This window comes from Massilia sp. CF038, from assembly GCF_900129765.1.
GTDB lineage: Bacteria > Pseudomonadota > Gammaproteobacteria > Burkholderiales > Burkholderiaceae_D > Telluria_A.
Map to the genome: position 1 here is coordinate 543,097 of NZ_FQWU01000002.1, position 18,114 is coordinate 561,210.

At 58.8% G+C, this 18,114-nt stretch carries 17 protein-coding genes and 1 tRNA gene; 4 read left to right on the forward strand and 14 right to left on the reverse strand.

Features of this window, described 5'->3' with window-relative positions; all coding sequences use genetic code 11:
• Nucleotides 1-51: 51 nt before the first annotated feature.
• The 12 genes from BUC24_RS12575 to BUC24_RS12640 all read right to left on the reverse strand — a co-directional run bounded on the left by BUC24_RS12575 (nt 52) and on the right by BUC24_RS12640 (nt 13,093).
• Nucleotides 52-1,167: a hypothetical protein gene (locus tag BUC24_RS12575; RefSeq protein ID WP_073216430.1), complete on the reverse strand. Its 1,116-nt coding sequence runs from the start codon at nt 1,165-1,167 to the stop codon at nt 52-54.
• Nucleotides 1,167-2,378: a hypothetical protein gene (locus BUC24_RS12580; RefSeq protein ID WP_083598899.1), complete on the reverse strand. Its 1,212-nt coding sequence runs from the start codon at nt 2,376-2,378 to the stop codon at nt 1,167-1,169. Before BUC24_RS12580 ends, BUC24_RS12575 begins: the two co-directional genes overlap by 1 nt.
• Before the next feature lie 165 nt (nt 2,379-2,543).
• A complete protein-coding gene (udk, locus tag BUC24_RS12585; RefSeq protein WP_073216433.1) occupies nt 2,544-3,185 on the reverse strand; it encodes a uridine kinase in 642 nt (213 codons plus the stop codon).
• A gap of 250 nt (nt 3,186-3,435) precedes the next feature.
• Nucleotides 3,436-3,828 (reverse strand): hypothetical protein, encoded by a 393-nt coding sequence (locus tag BUC24_RS26635; RefSeq protein ID WP_143167502.1) that lies wholly within the window; start codon nt 3,826-3,828, stop codon nt 3,436-3,438.
• Nucleotides 3,829-4,474: 646 nt separating this feature from the next.
• Nucleotides 4,475-4,963, reverse strand: coding sequence for a hypothetical protein (locus BUC24_RS26640; protein WP_143167503.1), 489 nt, complete (start codon nt 4,961-4,963; stop codon nt 4,475-4,477).
• Between the two features lie 933 nt (nt 4,964-5,896).
• A tRNA-Ser gene (locus tag BUC24_RS12610) sits at nt 5,897-5,987 on the reverse strand.
• Nucleotides 5,988-6,138: 151 nt separating this feature from the next.
• Entirely contained in the window at nt 6,139-7,434 is a 1,296-nt protein-coding gene (serS, locus tag BUC24_RS12615; protein WP_073216448.1) for a serine--tRNA ligase, read from the reverse strand.
• 185 nt (nt 7,435-7,619) lie between these two features.
• Nucleotides 7,620-7,817: a hypothetical protein gene (locus BUC24_RS12620; protein WP_073216452.1), complete on the reverse strand. Its 198-nt coding sequence runs from the start codon at nt 7,815-7,817 to the stop codon at nt 7,620-7,622.
• Nucleotides 7,818-7,955: 138 nt separating this feature from the next.
• Nucleotides 7,956-9,260, reverse strand: a complete 1,305-nt coding sequence (locus BUC24_RS12625) for a replication-associated recombination protein A (protein ID WP_073216455.1) — start codon at nt 9,258-9,260, stop codon at nt 7,956-7,958.
• Between the two features lie 77 nt (nt 9,261-9,337).
• Nucleotides 9,338-10,006 carry an energy transducer TonB gene (locus BUC24_RS12630; RefSeq protein WP_073216458.1) on the reverse strand — a complete coding sequence of 223 codons (669 nt, stop codon included), beginning with the start codon at nt 10,004-10,006 and terminating at the stop codon, nt 9,338-9,340.
• A 15-nt stretch (nt 10,007-10,021) separates the two neighbouring features.
• Nucleotides 10,022-10,654 (reverse strand): outer membrane lipoprotein chaperone LolA, encoded by a 633-nt coding sequence (gene lolA, locus BUC24_RS12635; RefSeq protein ID WP_073216462.1) that lies wholly within the window; start codon nt 10,652-10,654, stop codon nt 10,022-10,024.
• 84 nt (nt 10,655-10,738) lie between these two features.
• Nucleotides 10,739-13,093: a DNA translocase FtsK gene (locus tag BUC24_RS12640; RefSeq protein ID WP_073216470.1), complete on the reverse strand. Its 2,355-nt coding sequence runs from the start codon at nt 13,091-13,093 to the stop codon at nt 10,739-10,741.
• 263 nt (nt 13,094-13,356) lie between these two features.
• On the opposite strand from BUC24_RS12640, the gene trxB reads away from it, so the two are divergent.
• From trxB to BUC24_RS12660, 4 genes are all read left to right on the forward strand, one after another.
• Nucleotides 13,357-14,313 (forward strand): thioredoxin-disulfide reductase, encoded by a 957-nt coding sequence (gene trxB, locus BUC24_RS12645; protein WP_073216473.1) that lies wholly within the window; start codon nt 13,357-13,359, stop codon nt 14,311-14,313.
• 7 nt (nt 14,314-14,320) lie between these two features.
• A complete protein-coding gene (locus BUC24_RS12650; RefSeq protein ID WP_073216477.1) occupies nt 14,321-14,995 on the forward strand; it encodes a Smr/MutS family protein in 675 nt (224 codons plus the stop codon).
• A 65-nt stretch (nt 14,996-15,060) separates the two neighbouring features.
• Nucleotides 15,061-15,666, forward strand: coding sequence for a trimeric intracellular cation channel family protein (locus BUC24_RS12655; RefSeq protein WP_073216482.1), 606 nt, complete (start codon nt 15,061-15,063; stop codon nt 15,664-15,666).
• Nucleotides 15,667-15,799: 133 nt separating this feature from the next.
• Nucleotides 15,800-16,303, forward strand: coding sequence for a hypothetical protein (locus tag BUC24_RS12660; RefSeq protein WP_073216485.1), 504 nt, complete (start codon nt 15,800-15,802; stop codon nt 16,301-16,303).
• Nucleotides 16,304-16,444: 141 nt separating this feature from the next.
• Here the strand turns inward: BUC24_RS12660 and BUC24_RS12665 are convergent, their stop codons facing one another.
• A complete protein-coding gene (locus BUC24_RS12665; protein ID WP_073216488.1) occupies nt 16,445-16,783 on the reverse strand; it encodes a P-II family nitrogen regulator in 339 nt (112 codons plus the stop codon).
• 48 nt (nt 16,784-16,831) lie between these two features.
• Nucleotides 16,832-18,076: an MgtC/SapB family protein gene (locus tag BUC24_RS12670; protein ID WP_073216491.1), complete on the reverse strand. Its 1,245-nt coding sequence runs from the start codon at nt 18,074-18,076 to the stop codon at nt 16,832-16,834.
• Nucleotides 18,077-18,114: the final 38 nt, after the last annotated feature.

Genomic DNA, 18,114 nt, shown 5'->3' on the forward strand with positions numbered 1-18,114 from the left:
TCAGAAAAAACGTGCTGGCAACCCCGGGCCGCCAGCATTGAAATCAATGGTTTAACGCACGCCGCCGGCGTTGAGTCGGCTGACGATTTCGCGCGAAGCGGCAATCGAGGCGTCTTTCATGGCCTTGGTGCTGGCCACGGTGCTGTCTGGGGCGACTGCAACATATTGCACGGCTGGGACAGAGGCTACTTCACGCGGACGCGGACCTTGTACATCGAGTACGCGGGCCGTCACGGTCACGGTTACACGGCGCAGGCCGGTCGCAGGGTCGTCGCTCGGCACGCCAGCATCAAACGTGGCCAGCACCACCAGTGGGATACTTTCCTTGCGCAGGGACGCAACGATGCCACGCACGGTGGCCGGGGTCAGGTCGTCGCCCTTGGCATAGTCGGCGTTGACCGATTTCATGTCCGCGTCGGACAGGACGAAATCAGGATCCGATACCTTGAAGCCCGCTTGCGAAAACACCGAGGTGACGGAGGTGCGGTAGTTAGCCATCGACATGACGCGATAGGTCGACTCGTCGGTCTTCTGGGTGGAACTGCCGCCCGTGGTTACGGTCACACTGGTGCTGCCATCGACTTTAACGGCGCGGTTGCGCGAGGCATTGGTCGATACGCTGCTGTTGCCGATCGACTCGCCTTCGCGGCCCTTGTCGCTGACGGACGAGGTGACCTGGCCCTTGGCTTCCACGTCGCGGCGCTGCACGACCTTGGCGTCAAAGCTCTTGACCGAGGCCGCTTCGCGCGCCACGAACACGTACACCATTTCCGAGTTGGAGGCAGGCGCAGCCTTGCCCGCTTCGCTGTTGGCGCGCAAGGTGGTGCGCAGCTTGGCCAAGTTAATTTCGGTGCGAACCGCGATCGAGTACTTGGACAAGGTGGGCTGATCCTGCTCGGTCAGCACGGTCGTGCTCATGACAAATTTGTCGAGGTTGGCTTCGACCTTTGGCTTGATTGCGTCGAAGTTTTCCGCTTCGGCTTCACCGTTCTCGGCAAAGTAGCGCTCGATGGCGGCGACCTGGGCGGCTACGTACGCCGCTTCTTTTTGCTGTGGGGTGATCTTTTTGGTGTAGCTGACCGTCGCCACGCCCTTGGCGTTGACCACTTGGGCCATGCTGGACGCGCTCGCCAGGAGGCACAACAGGGTGAGCAGAATTTTTTTCATTATTTACTTGCCTTTAAGATGTCGCGGGTGGAATCGATCTGTTTCAGAACATTTTTGTCGGCGGCTGCCGTGGTAATCCATTTGGTATCGGCCTGCGGCTGCAAGGCAGCGGCAAATTTCAGATACAAGCCGCGCAGCGCTGCCTCGTAGGCGGCGGCATCGTCGACGCTCACCTGCCCTGCCGGTACCAGCTTGACTTCGCCGTTTTTGATGTCGCTGCGGAAATAATCGGTATTGGTCAGCGGTTCGTAAAAGCGCACATTGCCGTACACCCCGTATGCAAACGAGGTGCCTGCACCGCTCTCGCCTGCTTTGACCTTGACGAATTTGTTCACGCCCACGTCGAACAGGTAGTCGCCCTCGCCTACCTTGAAATCGTAGGCGTCGCCGTTGTCGAGCCGGAAACTCATCGCGCCCATGGCGCCGCCCATGCCGGTTGGCAGCAGCGAAACGCCCAGCTTGGCCGACAACACGGCGCCAAACGCTTCCGACAGCACCTGGCTGGCCAGCGCTGGCGAATCGCGCAAGGCCGCCGGCAGCAGCGCCAGTGCTTCCGGCGTCACCGTGGCTGGCTTGATTTGCATGGTGCGGGTGGCGGGACGCGGCAGCGTTGCCGCAGTGATCCGCTTGACGTACTGGGTCATCAGGCCGCCGCTGTCGGCGCGCACCAGCAGGTCGCGTACCAGTGCTTCCAGTTCAGCAGGCGTGGGCTGGCGGGTGCCGGCATCAAACAGAATCACGCTGATCGGATAATTACGAACGATCGTCTTGGTCTTGAAGTCAAAGATCACAGCATCGCCGCGCAGGTTGACGAAGGTTTTGACGTAGGAGCCGAACTGCTCGGTCGATACTGTTTCGCCGGTGAACAGCAGTACGGACAGCAAGGTCTGGTCGCTCCCTTTCAGACTGGCCAGCTTGTCCAAGGCTGCGCGTTTGAGCTGCGCGTCCGGCTCGGCGTACACGCGCTCAATCACCTGGCGCGTCAGCGGAGTGCCGGCGGCCTTGAGCGATTGGTCAACTTTGTAGGCGTAGGGGAAGCGTTGTGCAGCCTGGGCGTGGTCGCCCGCAAAGGCAAAGCCAGCAAAGCTGACTTCCTGGGCGCGGGCGCCAGCGGCGAGGATCAGCCCGCAGAGGGCGACGATGAAAATACGTGGAATTGCTGGGTGGGAGGGATAGAATTGCTTGTTAAACCAACTTTTTATAATTGCCATTGATGTTTCCTGTTGCCATGTTTAGCAGCATATTAACAGGAAGAAATTGACAAAAGCTCACGAAATGTCACACTGGCAAAACTATTGTGATATTTACAGCAAAAACGGGACATGAAACCGGGCATTGATGCCGCAATGCCGGGTTCAGATAGAGGTGGGACGGACTCAGGAGCGCTTCAACTGACCCAGGACGCTCGCCACCTTGGTAGTGATGACGTCCACGGCCGGACCATTCGCGCCGTGCGGCAAAATGACGTCGGCGTAACGTTTGGTCGGCTCGATGAATTGCTTGTGCATGGGGCGCACGGTCTCGAGGTATTGCGCAGTCACGCTTTCCACGGAGCGGCCGCGCTCGGTGATATCCCTTTGCATGCGGCGGATGAAACGCACGTCGGGAGCAGTGTCGACGAAAATTTTCAGCGACATCATTTTGCGCAGGTCCGCATCGTACAAGGCAAACAGACCTTCAATCACGATCACCGGCGCCGGCTTGACGGGAATCGTCTTGTCCGAGCGATTGTCGATCGTAAAGTCGTATTCGGGCATTTCGATGGCTTCGCCGTTGCGCAGCGCTTGCACATGCTGCACCAGCAGCGGCCAGTCGAAAGCCTGTGGGTGGTCGTAGTTCTGCTTGCGCCGTACTTCGGGGGTCAGGTCGGACTGGTCGCAGTAGTAGTCGTCTTGCATTACGACTGAAACCATGTCGGCGCCGAATGAAGCCAGCACTTGTTGCGTGACTGTCGATTTGCCACTGCCGCTTCCGCCAGCGACACCAATGACAAATGGAGGGGGAGGAATCTTGTTCATGCCAGCATGATACCGGAGCGGAGCTGGATCGGACAGGGCGGCGCCGGGTTTTAGAGGGACTTGCTTAGTGTTGGGCTGCCCATGAGGTCCAAAGGGCGGGCAGACAAATCCGCCCGTAAACAGACTTTCGAGACTTTGTAAAAGAGTTCACAGAAATCCCAAGTCCAGACTTGCACCTAAGCGAGCAAGTTCTTGCAGTGAGAATCTCCTTCGATACCCTTATTGCGCCTACGAGAATCCGCTTTAGACGTTAGTCGCCGAGCAGTACTCCCGATGGCACACCTTTTGTAAAAGGGACCGTAATCATGGCATCGGGCCATTCTGTCAATGAAAACTCAACTGCAAACTGGCCAGACTTATATACCGTAAAGCCGTCGCAAACCAGATCACCGTAGCCTGCAATGAACTCCATCGCCAGTTCGTTTTTGCGCACGAACGCTTTCGCCGAAACGATCCAATCATCAGGCTGGTTCATTAAGCCACGGGCGGTATCAAGCGCGGCTGGCGCAGGACAGTCCTCGTCACCTTCAATCGCGACCCCAATATCCTCCACTTTTCCTGCTGGATACCACATTGTTTGCACACAATTAAAGCGACCAAGCTGCGGATCTTCGAAACTACGTTTGCTCCAAAATTTGAACATGGAAAAACCCTAACATGATAGCGGAATACAGAGTGGCCGATAACTGGCGGTTGTTCGCGACGGTCGCGTGCGTCAGCTGTTTTCGCGCTGACTCGGAATGACAGGCGAGATCGACATACATCACGGTAAATCCGTTGGGGGCATGTCGATTGTACTCTGCCGTTCTGCTGTCGCTCCCAATGCCGGTAGCTGCCGGCCTTTTGCCTCCCGATAGTTAAATGGGGCGCGGCGCTTATTCAGCCATCGCATGCTGCAACCAGTTTCTTACTGCGCCGTTGTCGTGCACATCTAGTTGCTGGCGATAGGATCTCAGCTCTTGGCTGCACTCATTAGCGCGCCCAAGATGTGTGATCGGCTTTAAAGACCACCATCGATCGAAAAGGGATTCGGAAATCGCCGCCTGACCAAAAATCCGAACACGCTTGTCTTTCTCCTGAAAGATGTCAAGGGTTTGTACAAGGTAGGCCAGCTTTACGATCAAAATTACGTCGGTTTCTGTGCAAGCCGCCTTATCCCCAACCTGGTGACTGATTGACTTTCGTTGAGCGGTTCGATTAGGAAGAATCTGTCGTGTAGCGTTTACTCTCACAAGCTCGTTTCAAGACATCCCCAACGGCCGCTTGTGGCCGTTGCCAGACAGATTGGGTTAGAAGTCAAAGCCTTTGCAGCCGTCGCGCACAGCACGTTCTTTGTCCGGCGGTACTTCGCGCTCAACAGGCTCCTCAACACCAAGAAACACCGCGCTTCGGCGACGCCATTGCTTCCCTTTTTCGACAACGACACGCCCACCCTCGGCGCATTTGGCCACTAGAACTTTTTCGTTGTCGGCAATCACCGTAAAGTCCCCCGTGCGCTCGCCTTGCAGTTGGGTGACTGTTGCTATGCTGGGTGCGGCGGAACATAAACGTTCATGGTCCCCGCGGCGAACGTAACAATAGTAATGTGAGCCACGCGAGGTCCGCTCACGTGACACTTTATCGACTAACACGGGGACTTCAATGCCCGAACTAATGCATTCTCCCGACACGAAGGCAGCACCGACAGCTCTTTTCAACGACTCGTCACTATCTGCATCCGCGATTTTTTCTACAGACTCTTGATTTTTTGCAGGACAATAGATCCCCTGCGATTTCACGACATACTGTTCGGGCGCCCCGTACGCAGGAAACGTGGGCAGAAGAAGAAAACCAACTATAAGGTTTCGCATTTCTCTTAATTTTTGTCGATCGCAATTTTCGGAAAAATTTTAATTCGATTTGACACTTTCAAATTAAACCAATCACTTACTTTCGCCTCATGCAAACCCTGGATGACGAAGTACAAGTCGACTCCGCTAATTTCGACCGGCAGGAAGATGGGCGATTCGGAGAGCCGTCCCCCAGCAGGGGACCTCTTTGAATCCCTGCACAGGGCACCTGCCGCTCCGTCGGACGCAAAAAAATAGCCCACGTAAATCAGTGGGCTTTCTTTTGGCGTGCTCCTTCAAACCGACGTGCCATGGGCTACCGAGAGTTAGCTTTTGCGTTGGCTTTGCCTCTAGCGGCCCTAAAGAATAGCCAACCCGAGCCAGCGCCGGCTAATGCACCGAGTAATGCTCCTCTAGCGAAAGGTTCACCCATTAGATACGCGATCAGCGCCCCGCAAAGTACGCCGACTACCACGAACGCCGCACTAACCTGCTTTTGCTTTTGCAGATGCACCACGGCCAATCGCTGACGTTGTGCCTCAGCCCGCCGGTCGACACCGGGCTGCAGCAGTTCATCCGCGGCAGTTTCAATCTGTTTCTTTTCCATATTTTAACTTTCAAAGCATCCACAACGTTTTCGCCAGTATGACTGTCCCTCCATCGAGGGTCAATCGTCACACGTCCAAGGCGCACTGGACAGTTCAGAACCAACCTGAACAACATTTTGGCGAAGAGCGGCGCCTCAGGCGCCCCGCCGCGCAGCGGCGGAAGATGGGCGATTCGGAGAGCCGCCCCCCTGCAGGGGGACGTCTTCGAATCCCACCCGCTCCGTCCGAAGCAAAAAAAATGGCCACCCGCAGGGGTGGCCATTTTTCTTGCTTCTGGCGGAGAGGGTGGGATTCGAACCCACGGTAGGGGGAAACCCTACGCCTGATTTCGAGTCAGGTACATTCGACCACTCTGCCACCTCTCCGGTGTTTCATTTGAACTCTTGGCCAGTTGAGTAGCACAAGGGTGGTCTTCAAATTCTTTTCGCTAACTGCTGCGAGGACAAGATTATAGCAAAGCCTCAGAAAAACGGAAGAGGCAAATCGCAAATAATTTCAAACCCCTCCCCGCCCCTCTCAAACAGCCGGGCTCAAGCGCTCCAACCCGCCCATGTAAGGGCGCAATACTTCGGGAATCACCACGCTGCCGTCCGCCTGCTGATAATTCTCCAGCACCGCCACCAGCGTACGCCCAACGGCCAGCCCCGAACCGTTCAAAGTATGCAGCAGCTCCGGCTTGCCCTGGGCATTGCGGAAGCGTGCCTGCATGCGGCGCGCCTGGAAACCTTCACAATTCGACAAGGACGAAATCTCGCGGTAGGTGTTCTGCGCCGGCAGCCAAACTTCCAGGTCATACGTCTTGGTCGCGCCAAAACCCATGTCGCCCGTGCACAGCGCCATCACGCGGTACGGCAGGCCCAGGCCTTTCAAAATCGCCTCGGCATGCCCCACCATCTCTTCCAGCACCTCGTACGAGGTATCCGGATGCACCACTTGCACCAACTCCACCTTGTCGAACTGGTGCTGACGAATCATGCCGCGCGTGTCGCGGCCATAGCTGCCCGCTTCCGAACGGAAGCACGGCGTATGCGCCGTCATTTTCACAGGCAATTGATCGGCGGTCAGAATCTCGTCACGCACGATATTCGTCAACGACACTTCCGACGTCGGAATCAGGTAGAAGGTCTCGCCCTCGCCTTCCGCGCCGCCCTTTTTCACCGAGAACAGATCAGCTTCAAACTTGGGCAACTGACCGGTACCGCGCAGGGAATCGGCATTGACCATATAGGGGGTGTAGCACTCGGTATAGCCATGCTCGCCGGTATGGGTGTTCAGCATGTACTGGGCCAGCGCGCGGTGCAGACGTGCAATGCCGCCCTTCATGACCGAGAAACGCGAACCCGTCAGTTTGGTGGCAACGTCAAAGTCCAGTCCCAGCGCAGCGCCGACGTCCACATGGTCTTTGACTTCAAAGGCGAAACTTGGCGGCGTGCCGACCTTGCGCACTTCCACATTGCCAGCCTCGTCGGTGCCGACCGGGACCGATGCGTGCGGCACATTCGGGATCGACTCCATGAACGCGGCCAGCTTGGCCTGCACCACGGTCAGCGCGGTTTCGTTGGCCTTGAGCTCGTCGCCCAGACCGGCAGCTTCCGCCATCACGGCCGAGGTATCTTCGCCCTTCCCCTTGAGCATGCCGATCTGCTTGGCCAGCGAATTGCGCTTGCTTTGCAGTTCTTCGGTGCGGGTCTGGATGGCTTTGCGCTCCGCTTCCAGGGCATTGAACCCTGCTACGTCGAGCTGGAACTTGCGCGTCGCCAGGCGGGCCGCGACGTTGTCGATTTCTTTGCGGAGAAGTTGGATGTCTATCATTGTCGAATTGCCGGTATGTCGAAACCGCAATTGTACCAAGACGACAGGGCTTTCCAGCGATTTGCGTCAGTCGCAAATGCCGCGAGGTTCATACCAGCGTATGAACCTGGAAATGGTGCTCGCTAAACTTGTTCGAGCGTACTGCAAATGCGGCAGTGGTCAATCATCTACACAACAACAGCAAATCAGATGGCGGCAGCCTTTTGTGCAGCAGTCAGACGCTTGCCTTTAACGACCACAACGCTCATCTTGCCATCGGCAACTGCAGCCGGGCTTGCTTGTGCGATCTGGACGTTGGGCACCTTGGCGGTCGCGTAAGCGGCAAACGAGGTGACAACAACGGCGGCGATGAAGACGGCTTCGAATTCTTTACGGATGTTCATGATGCGCTCCTGTGGGTGGTGAAGTGGTTTGGTATGGTTGTACTTTACCCACCCACCGCCCGCGCCGCCATGCACTTGCGATGAAATGTTGAAATCGCGGGACAGGATGCTTGTTTTGGCGAACGAAGCGCGCTGCGCCTAGTCCGTGCCGGCGCTGTCATCCAGACTACGCAGCCAGGCCAGCTTTTCGGCAATCTTGGCCTCGATCCCGCGCGGCACCGGCTCGTACCAGCGCGGCTCGGCCATACCTTCGGGCAGGTATGTCTCGCCTGCCGCATAGGCATTCGGCTCGTCATGCGCATAGCGGTACTCGTGACCGTAACCAAGTTCTTTCATGAGCTTGGTTGGGGCGTTGCGCAGGTGCACCGGCACTTCGCGCGACTTGTCCTTTTTAACGAAGGCCACGGCCCGGTTGTAGGCGTTGTAGCCGGCATTGCTCTTGGCGGCGATGGCCAGGTAGATCACGGCCTGCCCAAGCGCCAGTTCGCCTTCTGGCGAGCCCAGGCGTTCATAGGTGGCGGCCGCGTCGTTGGCGATCTGGATGGCGCGCGGATCGGCAATGCCGATGTCTTCCCATGCCATGCGCACAATGCGTCGCAGCAGGTATTGGGGATCGGCACCGCCGTCGAGCATGCGGCACAGCCAGTACAGGGCGGCATCGGGATGCGAGCCGCGCACCGATTTGTGCAAGGCCGAAATTTGGTCGTAGAAGTTGTCGCCGCCCTTGTCAAAACGGCGCGAATTGAGCGTCAGCGCGTTGTCGACAAATTCGCCGCTGATGCGGGTAATGCCCGAGGTTTCTGCGGAAGTCTTGGTTTGCTCCAGCAGGTTAAGAAAACGCCGCGCATCGCCGTCTGCATAGCCAATCAAGGTGGCCACGGCAACTTCGTCAAAGCTCAGGTGGCCAAGTGCACGCTCCTGTGCCCGCGTGAGCAATTGCAGCATCTCGGCGTCCGTCAGCGCCTTGAGCACGTATACCTGGGCCCGCGACAGCAGCGCGGAATTGACTTCAAACGAAGGGTTTTCGGTCGTGGCACCAATCAAGGTCACCAGGCCCGACTCCACGAACGGCAATAAGGCATCTTGCTGCGACTTGTTGAAACGGTGGATCTCGTCGATGAACAGAATGGTGTGCTTGCCGGTGGCCAGATGGTGCTCGGCCTGTTCAATGGCGGCGCGAATATCTTTGACGCCAGACAGCACTGCCGACAGGGCAATGAATTCGCAGCCAAAGGCGTTGGCCGTCAGGCGCGCCAGCGTGGTCTTGCCAACGCCGGGCGGGCCCCACAAAATCATGGAATGCGGCTTGCCGGACTTGAACACAAGGCGCAGCGGCTTGCCTTCGCCCAGCAAATGGCTCTGGCCGATCACGTCCTCGATGGTTGCCGGCCGCAATGCTTCCGCCAGGGGCGGTGCGGGTTCGGTCTTGAATAAGTCGTCCATGCAGGCTATTTCAACAATGATGAGCGCGTAGTCTAGCGCATGGCGGGCGCGCCTGCGCGGCAGTTTCGCAAGGTGCGCTAGGGGCGTTTGCGCAATACCCGGCCGAAGGCGGTATCGGTCTTTTCGCCAGGCACGGTGGGGTCGGTTGCAAATGTGCAGCTGGCAATGTAATCGGCAGCCGCGCTTGCCAAAACATCGTCCACACCTTCGGCCTTGACGCCCGTGGCGGTGCCGTCGGCGGTCACCAGAAAGCGCACCAGCACGCCATCCTTGCTGCTCGGAGTGCGGTTGAATTCTTCAAAGCCGGAAAACCGCGGCGACGCTGCGCAACTGTCAGGCACCAGGCGCGGCCGGTTGCTGGGCGGACCGGCCAGGGTCCAGACAAACTGGATCGGGAAGGTGGCATCGCGCTCGGTCTCGTCCAGATTGGCCTTGAACTTGCATTTGATCAGGGAGGCCAGCGCGGCGTCGTCAAGCAGTTTCCAGCTGCTGCTGGCGGCCACGCGCGCATCTTCAATCGCGCCGTCGGCATTGATGTGGAAGTGAAGCAAGGTGATGCCTTCGACCTCGTAGCGCCGCGCTTCCTTGGGCCACTCCGGCGTGGTGCACGACGACGGCGCCGCCAGCAGCTTGGCCGGAAAGGCGTTGGCCAGCACGCGGTTGGTCCGCGGCGCCTTGCTCGGCGCGATCGTCCACAGGACGAGCCCGGCAAGCGCGGTCGCGACGGCGATCTTCTTCTTGTTCATGCCGGCAATGACGGCTTAGTTCTTGAAGACGTCTGCGCCCTTGGGGACTTCAAACTTGAACTGGGTCGGGCCTAGCGAAGGGTTTTTCTCGAACTTGGGGAAGGCAAGCTGCGAAGTCTGGCCAAACGAATCCTTCAGCTCCATGGCTGCCGGGGTGCCATTTTTCAGGCCAATGCTGATCTGCTGGAACTGGCTATCCTTGGCCTTGGGCGTGGCATTCAGCCATTCCATGCCGTCGCGGCTGCCTGCTTCGGCCAGGGTAAAGTTCTTTTCCAGGTCGTTGCTGCCGAACAGAATGGCCGCTGGCGAGGAACCCAGAGCGTCGCCCAGCTTGCGCACCGTGACCTGGTTCAGGTCTTTGTCGTAGATGAACAGTTGCTCGCCATCGGCTTGCAGCAGCTGGTCGTAGGGTTTGGTATAGGTCCAGATGAATTTGCCAGGGCGGGCAAACACGAAGGTGCCGCTGGAGGTATCGCCCGGCTTGGTCGCGCCGGTTTTTTTGACTTGGCGCTGGGTAAATTCACCACGGGCGGACTGGGTACTGCTGACGAAACTCTTGAATTGCTCCAGCGCGCTGGCCTGGGCACTGCCGATGAACGCCAGGCTCGCGGCCAGGGCTGCGGCGCTTGATTTGAAAATGGTCTGCATTGTTGCCTTTCTTATTGTGCTGCACGGGCACGTTCGCCTTCCCCGGTTAACGGCCAGGGCGGCGATGCGTGCACAAGCAGGTGATTATTCTGCGCTGGCGGCGGGCACCAGGATGTCGCGGTTGCCATTCGATTGCATGGCAGAAACTACCCCGCTATTCTCCATCTGTTCCAGCAGACGGGCCGCGCGATTGTAACCAATGCGCAGATGGCGTTGCACCAAGGAAATTGAAGCGCGGCGGTTCTTGAGCACAACCTGCACCGCCTGGTCATACATGGGATCCGCCTCGCCGCCGCCTTCGCCTGCCGGCGCACCGTCAGCCCCGCCCTCGCCTTCGAGGGTGCCGCCTTCGAGGATGCCTTCGATATAGTTCGGCTCGCCAGTCGACTTCAAGTGCTTGACGACACGGTGCACCTCATCGTCGGACACAAACGCGCCGTGCACGCGGATCGGCAGGCCGGTACCCGGCGGCATGTACAGCATGTCACCCATACCCAGCAGCGCCTCCGCACCCATCTGGTCCAGAATCGTGCGCGAGTCGATTTTTGAAGATACCTGGAACGCAATACGGGTCGGAATGTTCGCCTTGATCAGGCCGGTAATCACGTCCACCGAAGGCCGCTGCGTGGCGAGAATCAGGTGCAGGCCGGCCGCACGGGCTTTCTGGGCAATACGGGCGATCAATTCTTCCACCTTCTTGCCGACCACCATCATCAGGTCGGCCAGCTCGTCGATGATGATGACGATGGTGGGCAGCTTTTCCAGCGGTTCTGGCGAGTCCGGCGTCAGGCTGAACGGATTCGGAATATGTTCTTCGCGCTTGGCCGCTTCCATGATCTTGGCGTTGTAGCCCGCCAGGTTACGCACGCCCAGCTTGCTCATCAGCTTGTAGCGCCGTTCCATTTCGTTCACGGCCCAGTTCAGCGCGTGCCCTGCCTGGCGCATATCGGTGACCACCGGCGCCAGCAAATGCGGAATACCTTCGTAGACCGACATTTCCAGCATTTTCGGGTCAATCAGGATCATCCGCACATCGGCCGGATCCGACTTGTACAACAGCGACAGGATGGTGGCGTTAATCCCCACCGATTTACCCGAACCGGTGGTACCGGCCACCAGCAAGTGCGGCATCTTGGCCAGGTCGGCGATGACGGCTTTGCCGGCAATATCCTTGCCCAGGGCCACGGTCAGCTGGGACGCGCTGTCGTTGTACACCTTGGAGCCGACAATTTCCGTCAGGCGCACGATCTGGCGCTTGGGGTTCGGCAGCTCGAGCGCCATGTAGTTTTTGCCGGGAATAGTTTCCACCACGCGGATCGAGGTCAGCGACAGCGAACGGGCCAGGTCGCGCGCCAGGCCCACGATCTGGCTGCCCTTGACGCCCGTTGCCGGTTCGATTTCGTAGCGCGTGACCACCGGTCCCGGATAGGCAGCGACCACCTTGGCTTCCACGCCAAAGTCGGACAATTTCTTTTCAATCAGGCGACTAGTGAATTCCAGCGTCTCGACGGACACGGTTTCCTGCACTGCCGGCGGTTCATCGAGCAAAGACAGCGGTGGCAAACTGGAGTCGCCCGGCAAGTCCTGGAACAGGGCAGCCTGCTTTTCCTTCTGCACTCGTTCCGATTTGACAACTTCCACAACCTGCGGCTCGATCTTCACGGGCGGCGCGGCAACGTGTTTCTCCACGTGCTTGGCCCGCTCGATGACGACCACTTCGTCACGTTTCACGGCAGCCACTTCGCCCTGCTTGCGGTCTTCCCGATCCTGGTAGCGCAGGCGGAACCATTCCACGCCCGATTCGATGGTGGCGCCAATGCGCTCGGCCACCGACATCCACGACACATGGAAGAACAGGCTGAAACCAAGGCCAAACAGCAACAGCAGCAGCAAGGTGGCGCCCGTAAAACCAAACGCATTGTTGGAGGCATTGCCAATGATTTTGCCCAGCACGCCCCCTGGCGCGCGCGGCAATTGCACGTGGAGCGACCACATGCGCAGGTATTCCAGACCGACGCTGCCGATGAACATCAGCGTGAAGCCGACCCAGCGAATGGTTGCCTCGTGCTGGTGTTCAGGGTCGTTTTCCTTTTCCATCACGTACTTGTTGGTCAGGGTGCGATAGCCCTTCCACACCAGCCGCAGGAAGCAGAAACACCACCACCAGGCCGAGAAGCCGAAAATAAACAGCATTAAATCAGCAAGATAGGCGCCAGCACGGCCACCCAGATTGTGCACGGTCGTGACTTCCACCTCGTGCGACCAGCCCGGATCGCCCTTGTTGTAGCTGAGCAATATCATCACAAAGTAGACGAAGATGGCTGCCAGCGCGATCCAGCGCGCTTCGGACAGCAGGCGCACCAGACGGTTCGGCAATGGTTGCCGGACAGTATCTTTGCGGGTGTAAGTCGAGGCTTGGGGTTGGCTATTCTTTGGCATTCTTGCTGCTGATGAAACTGCGATCCGCCCATTCTAAGCCATATATTGGCCGACAGCCCCATGATTCATGCTCACACGCATCATGGAATATAATGTGAGCATAATTCGCTGGCCCTGAAACATCGTCCTCGCGAAGGCGGGGACCCATAGCACGCTGAACAACTTCGGCGCCGTGGCATGGGTCCCCGCCTGCGCGAGGACGACGGGCTTGAATCCAGCCCGAGCGCCCCCAGTTTCTTTCCATACACACCTGAGCAGACCCCATGACCTCTACCAAACACGCCAAAGTCCTGATTCTCGGTTCCGGCCCAGCAGGCTACAGCGCCGCCGTCTACGCCGCGCGCGCCAATTTGAACCCGATGCTGGTCACCGGTGTCGAACAAGGTGGCCAGTTGATGACCACGACCGACGTCGAAAACTGGCCTGGCGACCCCATGGGTGTGCAGGGGCCGGAACTCATGCAGCGCATGCTCCAGCACGCCGAGCGTTTCAAGACCGATATCGTGTTTGACCATATTCACACCGCCAAGCTGAACGAGCGCCCTTTCCGCCTCATCGGCGACAGCCAGGAATTCACCTGCGACGCCCTGATCATTTCTACCGGCGCCTCGGCCCAATACCTGGGTTTGCCTTCGGAACAGGCGTTCATGGGCAAGGGCGTGTCCGCCTGCGCCACCTGCGACGGGTTCTTCTACCGTAACCAGGAAGTCGCTGTCGTTGGCGGCGGTAACACCGCCGTGGAAGAAGCACTGTACCTGTCCAACATTGCCACCAAGGTCACCATCATCCACCGCCGCGACAAGTTCCGCGCCGAAGCCATCCTGATCGACCGCCTCAACGCCAAGGCAGCCGAAGGCAAAATCGTCATCAAGTACAACCACACGCTGGAAGAAGTCACCGGCGACGACAGTGGCGTTACCGGCATCAACATCAAGTCGACAGTCGATGGCGCGATCACCCCGCTGAAGGTCCATGGCCTGTTCGTTGCCATCGGCCACAAGCCGAATACCAGCATTTTCGAAGGCCAGCTGGAAATGAAAAACGGTTATATCGTGACCAAAACCGGTCTCGAAGGCATGGCCACCGCCACCAGCATTGCCGGTGTCTTTGCAGCGGGCGACGTGCAGGACCACATTTACCGCCAGGCCATCACCAGCGCAGGCACCGGTTGCATGGCGGCCCTGGACGCACAGCGTTACCTGGAAGCCCTGGAAGACTGAGGAAGCAATGCCGTCGATGAAGGATTTTGCCGATCTTAAAGCCTTGAAAGAAGCACTCAAGGACCAGGAACAGGCGCGCGCCATCGAAAAAGCCGAGCGTGAAAAGCGTGAACAAGTGGCCCGGCAAGAAGCCGGCCTGTTCCGCACCGCGCTGGGCGGCGTGAAAAAGCTGCCTGAATCGAACCGGTATGTGCCCAACGCCCCGCCCGGCATCAACGTCACCATCAAGCCGGCGCGTCCGCGCACCCAGGCCGAAGACGATGCGGCCGTGCTGCGCGAGTCCCTTTCCGACGCCTTCGAGGTTGACCACCTGCTCGACGACGACCCCAGCCTCAGCTTTACCCGCGCCGGCGTCGGTTCCGACGTCGTGCGTAAATTGCGCAAGGGCCACTGGCCCGTGCAAGATGAGCTCGACCTGCACGGCATGCGCCGCGATACCGCGCGCGATGCCTTGGGCGACTTTCTGGCACGCGCAGCCAGGCGCAAGCTGCGCTGTGTCTGCGTGATTCACGGCAAAGGCCTGGGTTCGGCCGGCGGCGAGCCCGTCTTGCGCTCCATGGTGCACAGCTGGCTCGAACAAAAAGACGACGTCATCGCCTTTTGCGCTGCCAATGTCGACGGCCGCAGCCATGGCGCCCTGATCGTGCTGCTGCGCGCTGCCCTCACTGCCAAGATCGGCTAAGCGCCCTACCAAGTATCTGTATGGCATGTTAGGCTAGCGGCGTCGCCACTGCCCATCCATACTGCATGACCCTCATAAAGTTTATTGAAATCCTGGCGATTCTGGTTGGCGCGTTCTCCGGTTTTATCGAAGCGCGCCGCAAGCGCATGGATTTGGTGGGCGTATTTACCGTCGCTTTCATCACCGCGTTTGGCGGCGGCACCCTGCGCGACATTCTGCTCGACCGCCGTCCCCTGTTCTGGGTCACGCACCAGGAATACGCAATTCTCATCTTCATTCTGGCTTTGATCGCCGCCCCCGCCATTCGTACATTGCGGCAGGTGGTCTCCGAACGCATGATCGTCATTGCCGATGCAATTGGCCTTGGCTTGTTTTCGATTGCTGGCGTGGCGTCTGCGCTGGAAGCGAACATGCCGATCTTTATCGCCTCGATGATGGGGGTGATCACCGGGATTTTCGGCGGCGTACTGCGCGACATTGTCTGTAACGAAGTGCCGATGGTATTCCGCGACGGGAAACCATATGCCATCTGCGCTTTTATCGGCAGCTGGATGTATTTGATTATGAAAAAATTCGGCGCAGAGCCGGATTTGGCGCTGTGGTCCAGCGCCACCGTGATTACCGGCTTGCGGCTGATTACCTGGAAATTCGATATGCGCATGGGTCGCTGAATCCAGTGAAAGCGCGCGCCCCATTTCGCCAATTTTTTCCATTTAGCCTGATCGCTTTCTTCGCCACGCACAGCACCGCTGCATACATGCGCTGCATACATGCGCTGCAACTTTAAGCGAGAAAAGGAACAAAATGAATTACACCAAGGCTGTATCGCTGTTGATTCTGTCGCTTGCCTGCATGGGCGTGGCCGGCGCCGCACCAGCCGGCAAGAAAAAAACAACGCCACCGAAAACCGCAACGAAAATAAACGCGTGCAAGCCGGACGAGGTGCGGCGCATTGCCACGGAAGTGGCTACGCTTGCCGGCGCCAATGCCCCAACTGGTGCCACCCGCCTTGCTTACGAAGTGCTGTGCGGCTCTGGCCCCCAGTCGGAGGCCGCAATTCAGGCCGGTGTGACGCCCACCATCGCGCACTATGATATCTATGGTTCGGAAGACAAAATGGTGACCACGGAATTACCCGGTAGCTCGGTCCATCCGCAAGATATGCAAGCCTGGAACGTCATCGTGGATATGCAGGACGACATCATCTACGTCAGGTACAACGGTGGCGCTGCCAACGATTACGACTTCACTCTGGTCTTCATTGAGGATGTATGGCGGATCATGACAACGTCCACCTTCCGACCATAGAAAAGGAACACTGTGCTCAAGCTTTATCGAAACATGAAAGAACCCGCCAGGTAGCGCACCTTACACCTCAAAGACGACGCTACCACGCACGCTGCCCACGCCCGGCCGGTCGTATCGGTCGAGCCTTGGACAGTCGCAAATTTAAACCGCCTCCGGTCCCGTTTCGCCAGTCCGGATACGAATGACCTGCTCCACATCCTGCACAAAGATCTTGCCGTCGCCGATCTTGCCGGTGCGCGCAGCCTTGATGATGGCATCGACCACTTGCTCGGACATGCTGTCGTCCACCACCACCTCGATCTTCACTTTCGGCAGGAAGTCGACCACATATTCGGCACCGCGATACAGCTCGGTATGGCCCTTCTGACGGCCGAATCCCTTCACCTCGGTCACGGTCAGGCCGGTCACGTTGACTTCGGCCAGCGCTTCACGCACTTCATCGAGTTTGAATGGCTTGATCACGCAGGTAATCTGTTTCATCGTTATTCTCCAAATTAAAAGTCGAACCTTCCCCCTATTCTAAACGTTTCAGTGGCCCACACCCAGCAATAGCGGCAGCCATGCGGCCAGCAGGATCGCCAGCAATCCCAGCCCGGTCCTGATGCCATAGGCAAAACTACCGGCGGCAAACGCGGCGACCAGCTTGCTCAGCGTGTTGGCCGACAATGCCAGGAGCAGCGCCAGTTCGGCATCGCGTGCGCCAACAGTACCGGCGGCGGCCAGTGACAATACCGATGCCGCCGCCGCGTGAAAATCGAGTAGTCCGGCCAGCACGGCGCCAGCCCACGCGGCTTGGGAACCAAGCCAGGCGTTGGCGTAGGCCATGCCCACACTGGCTGCACTTAAAATCACGGCAAAGCCACACGCCTGGCGCAGACTGAACGCATGTCCGCTGGCGTCAACGCTGCTGCCAGCCTTGCCCTGCAGCGTCATGCTGATTGCTGCGACCAGCATGGTGCCCACGCCGCCCGCGCCGATCAGCGGCGCCAGCACGCCGATTTGTCCCGGCGCCACCGTCAACGTGACGAGCAGTAGCAAAAAGAAGGTCGCGACGTTCGACATCAGCGCCCCGCTGACGCATGCCCCAAACAGGCGCGGGTCACCCTTGGCCCTGGCGCCCATGGCAGCCGTGGTCGCCACGCTGGACACAACGCCTGATGCCAGCCCCGATAAAGCCATGCCGAGCCTGGCACCGGCAATGCGCAGCGCCACATGCGCCGCCGCCTGGATCGTCATGATCAGAATTGCCAGCCCCAGCAAACGGTGAGGGTTAATTCCCAGAAGCCAGGCAGTGCGTCCGTCTGGCAGCAAAGGCAACAGCACCAGGGCCGCTGCGCCCAGCACCAATCCGTCACGCAATTCATGGTCCTTGAGGCAATCACGTACAAAATGGTGCATGTGGCTGCGCAGATGCAGCATCGCTGCCACAACGACGGCGCTCCCCGCCGCAACCTCTGGATGGCTTACCGCTGTTACGCCAAGCAGGTAAGTCACGAACAGCGCCAGTTCGGTGGTGATGCCGGGATCATCGGAACGGTCGCGCCAGCAGGCAACGACGCTCAGCGCCACGACCAGCAAGGCGCCAGCTGCCACCAGCGCGCCTGCGCTCAACTGCGCTAGAGCGCCACCAAGCGCGGTAAGAGCAAAGCTGCGCAGACCGGCGTAGCCTCGGCCGGGACCAGTGCCCTTGCGGCGCTCGCGATCGATCCCAATCAGCAGTCCGCAACCAAGTGCGACTGCGAGCGCACGTGTGCTTTCCAATTCAAATGCCATTGTTCGTTCTTCCGTCTTTTGAAGTGGTGGGGGAGATC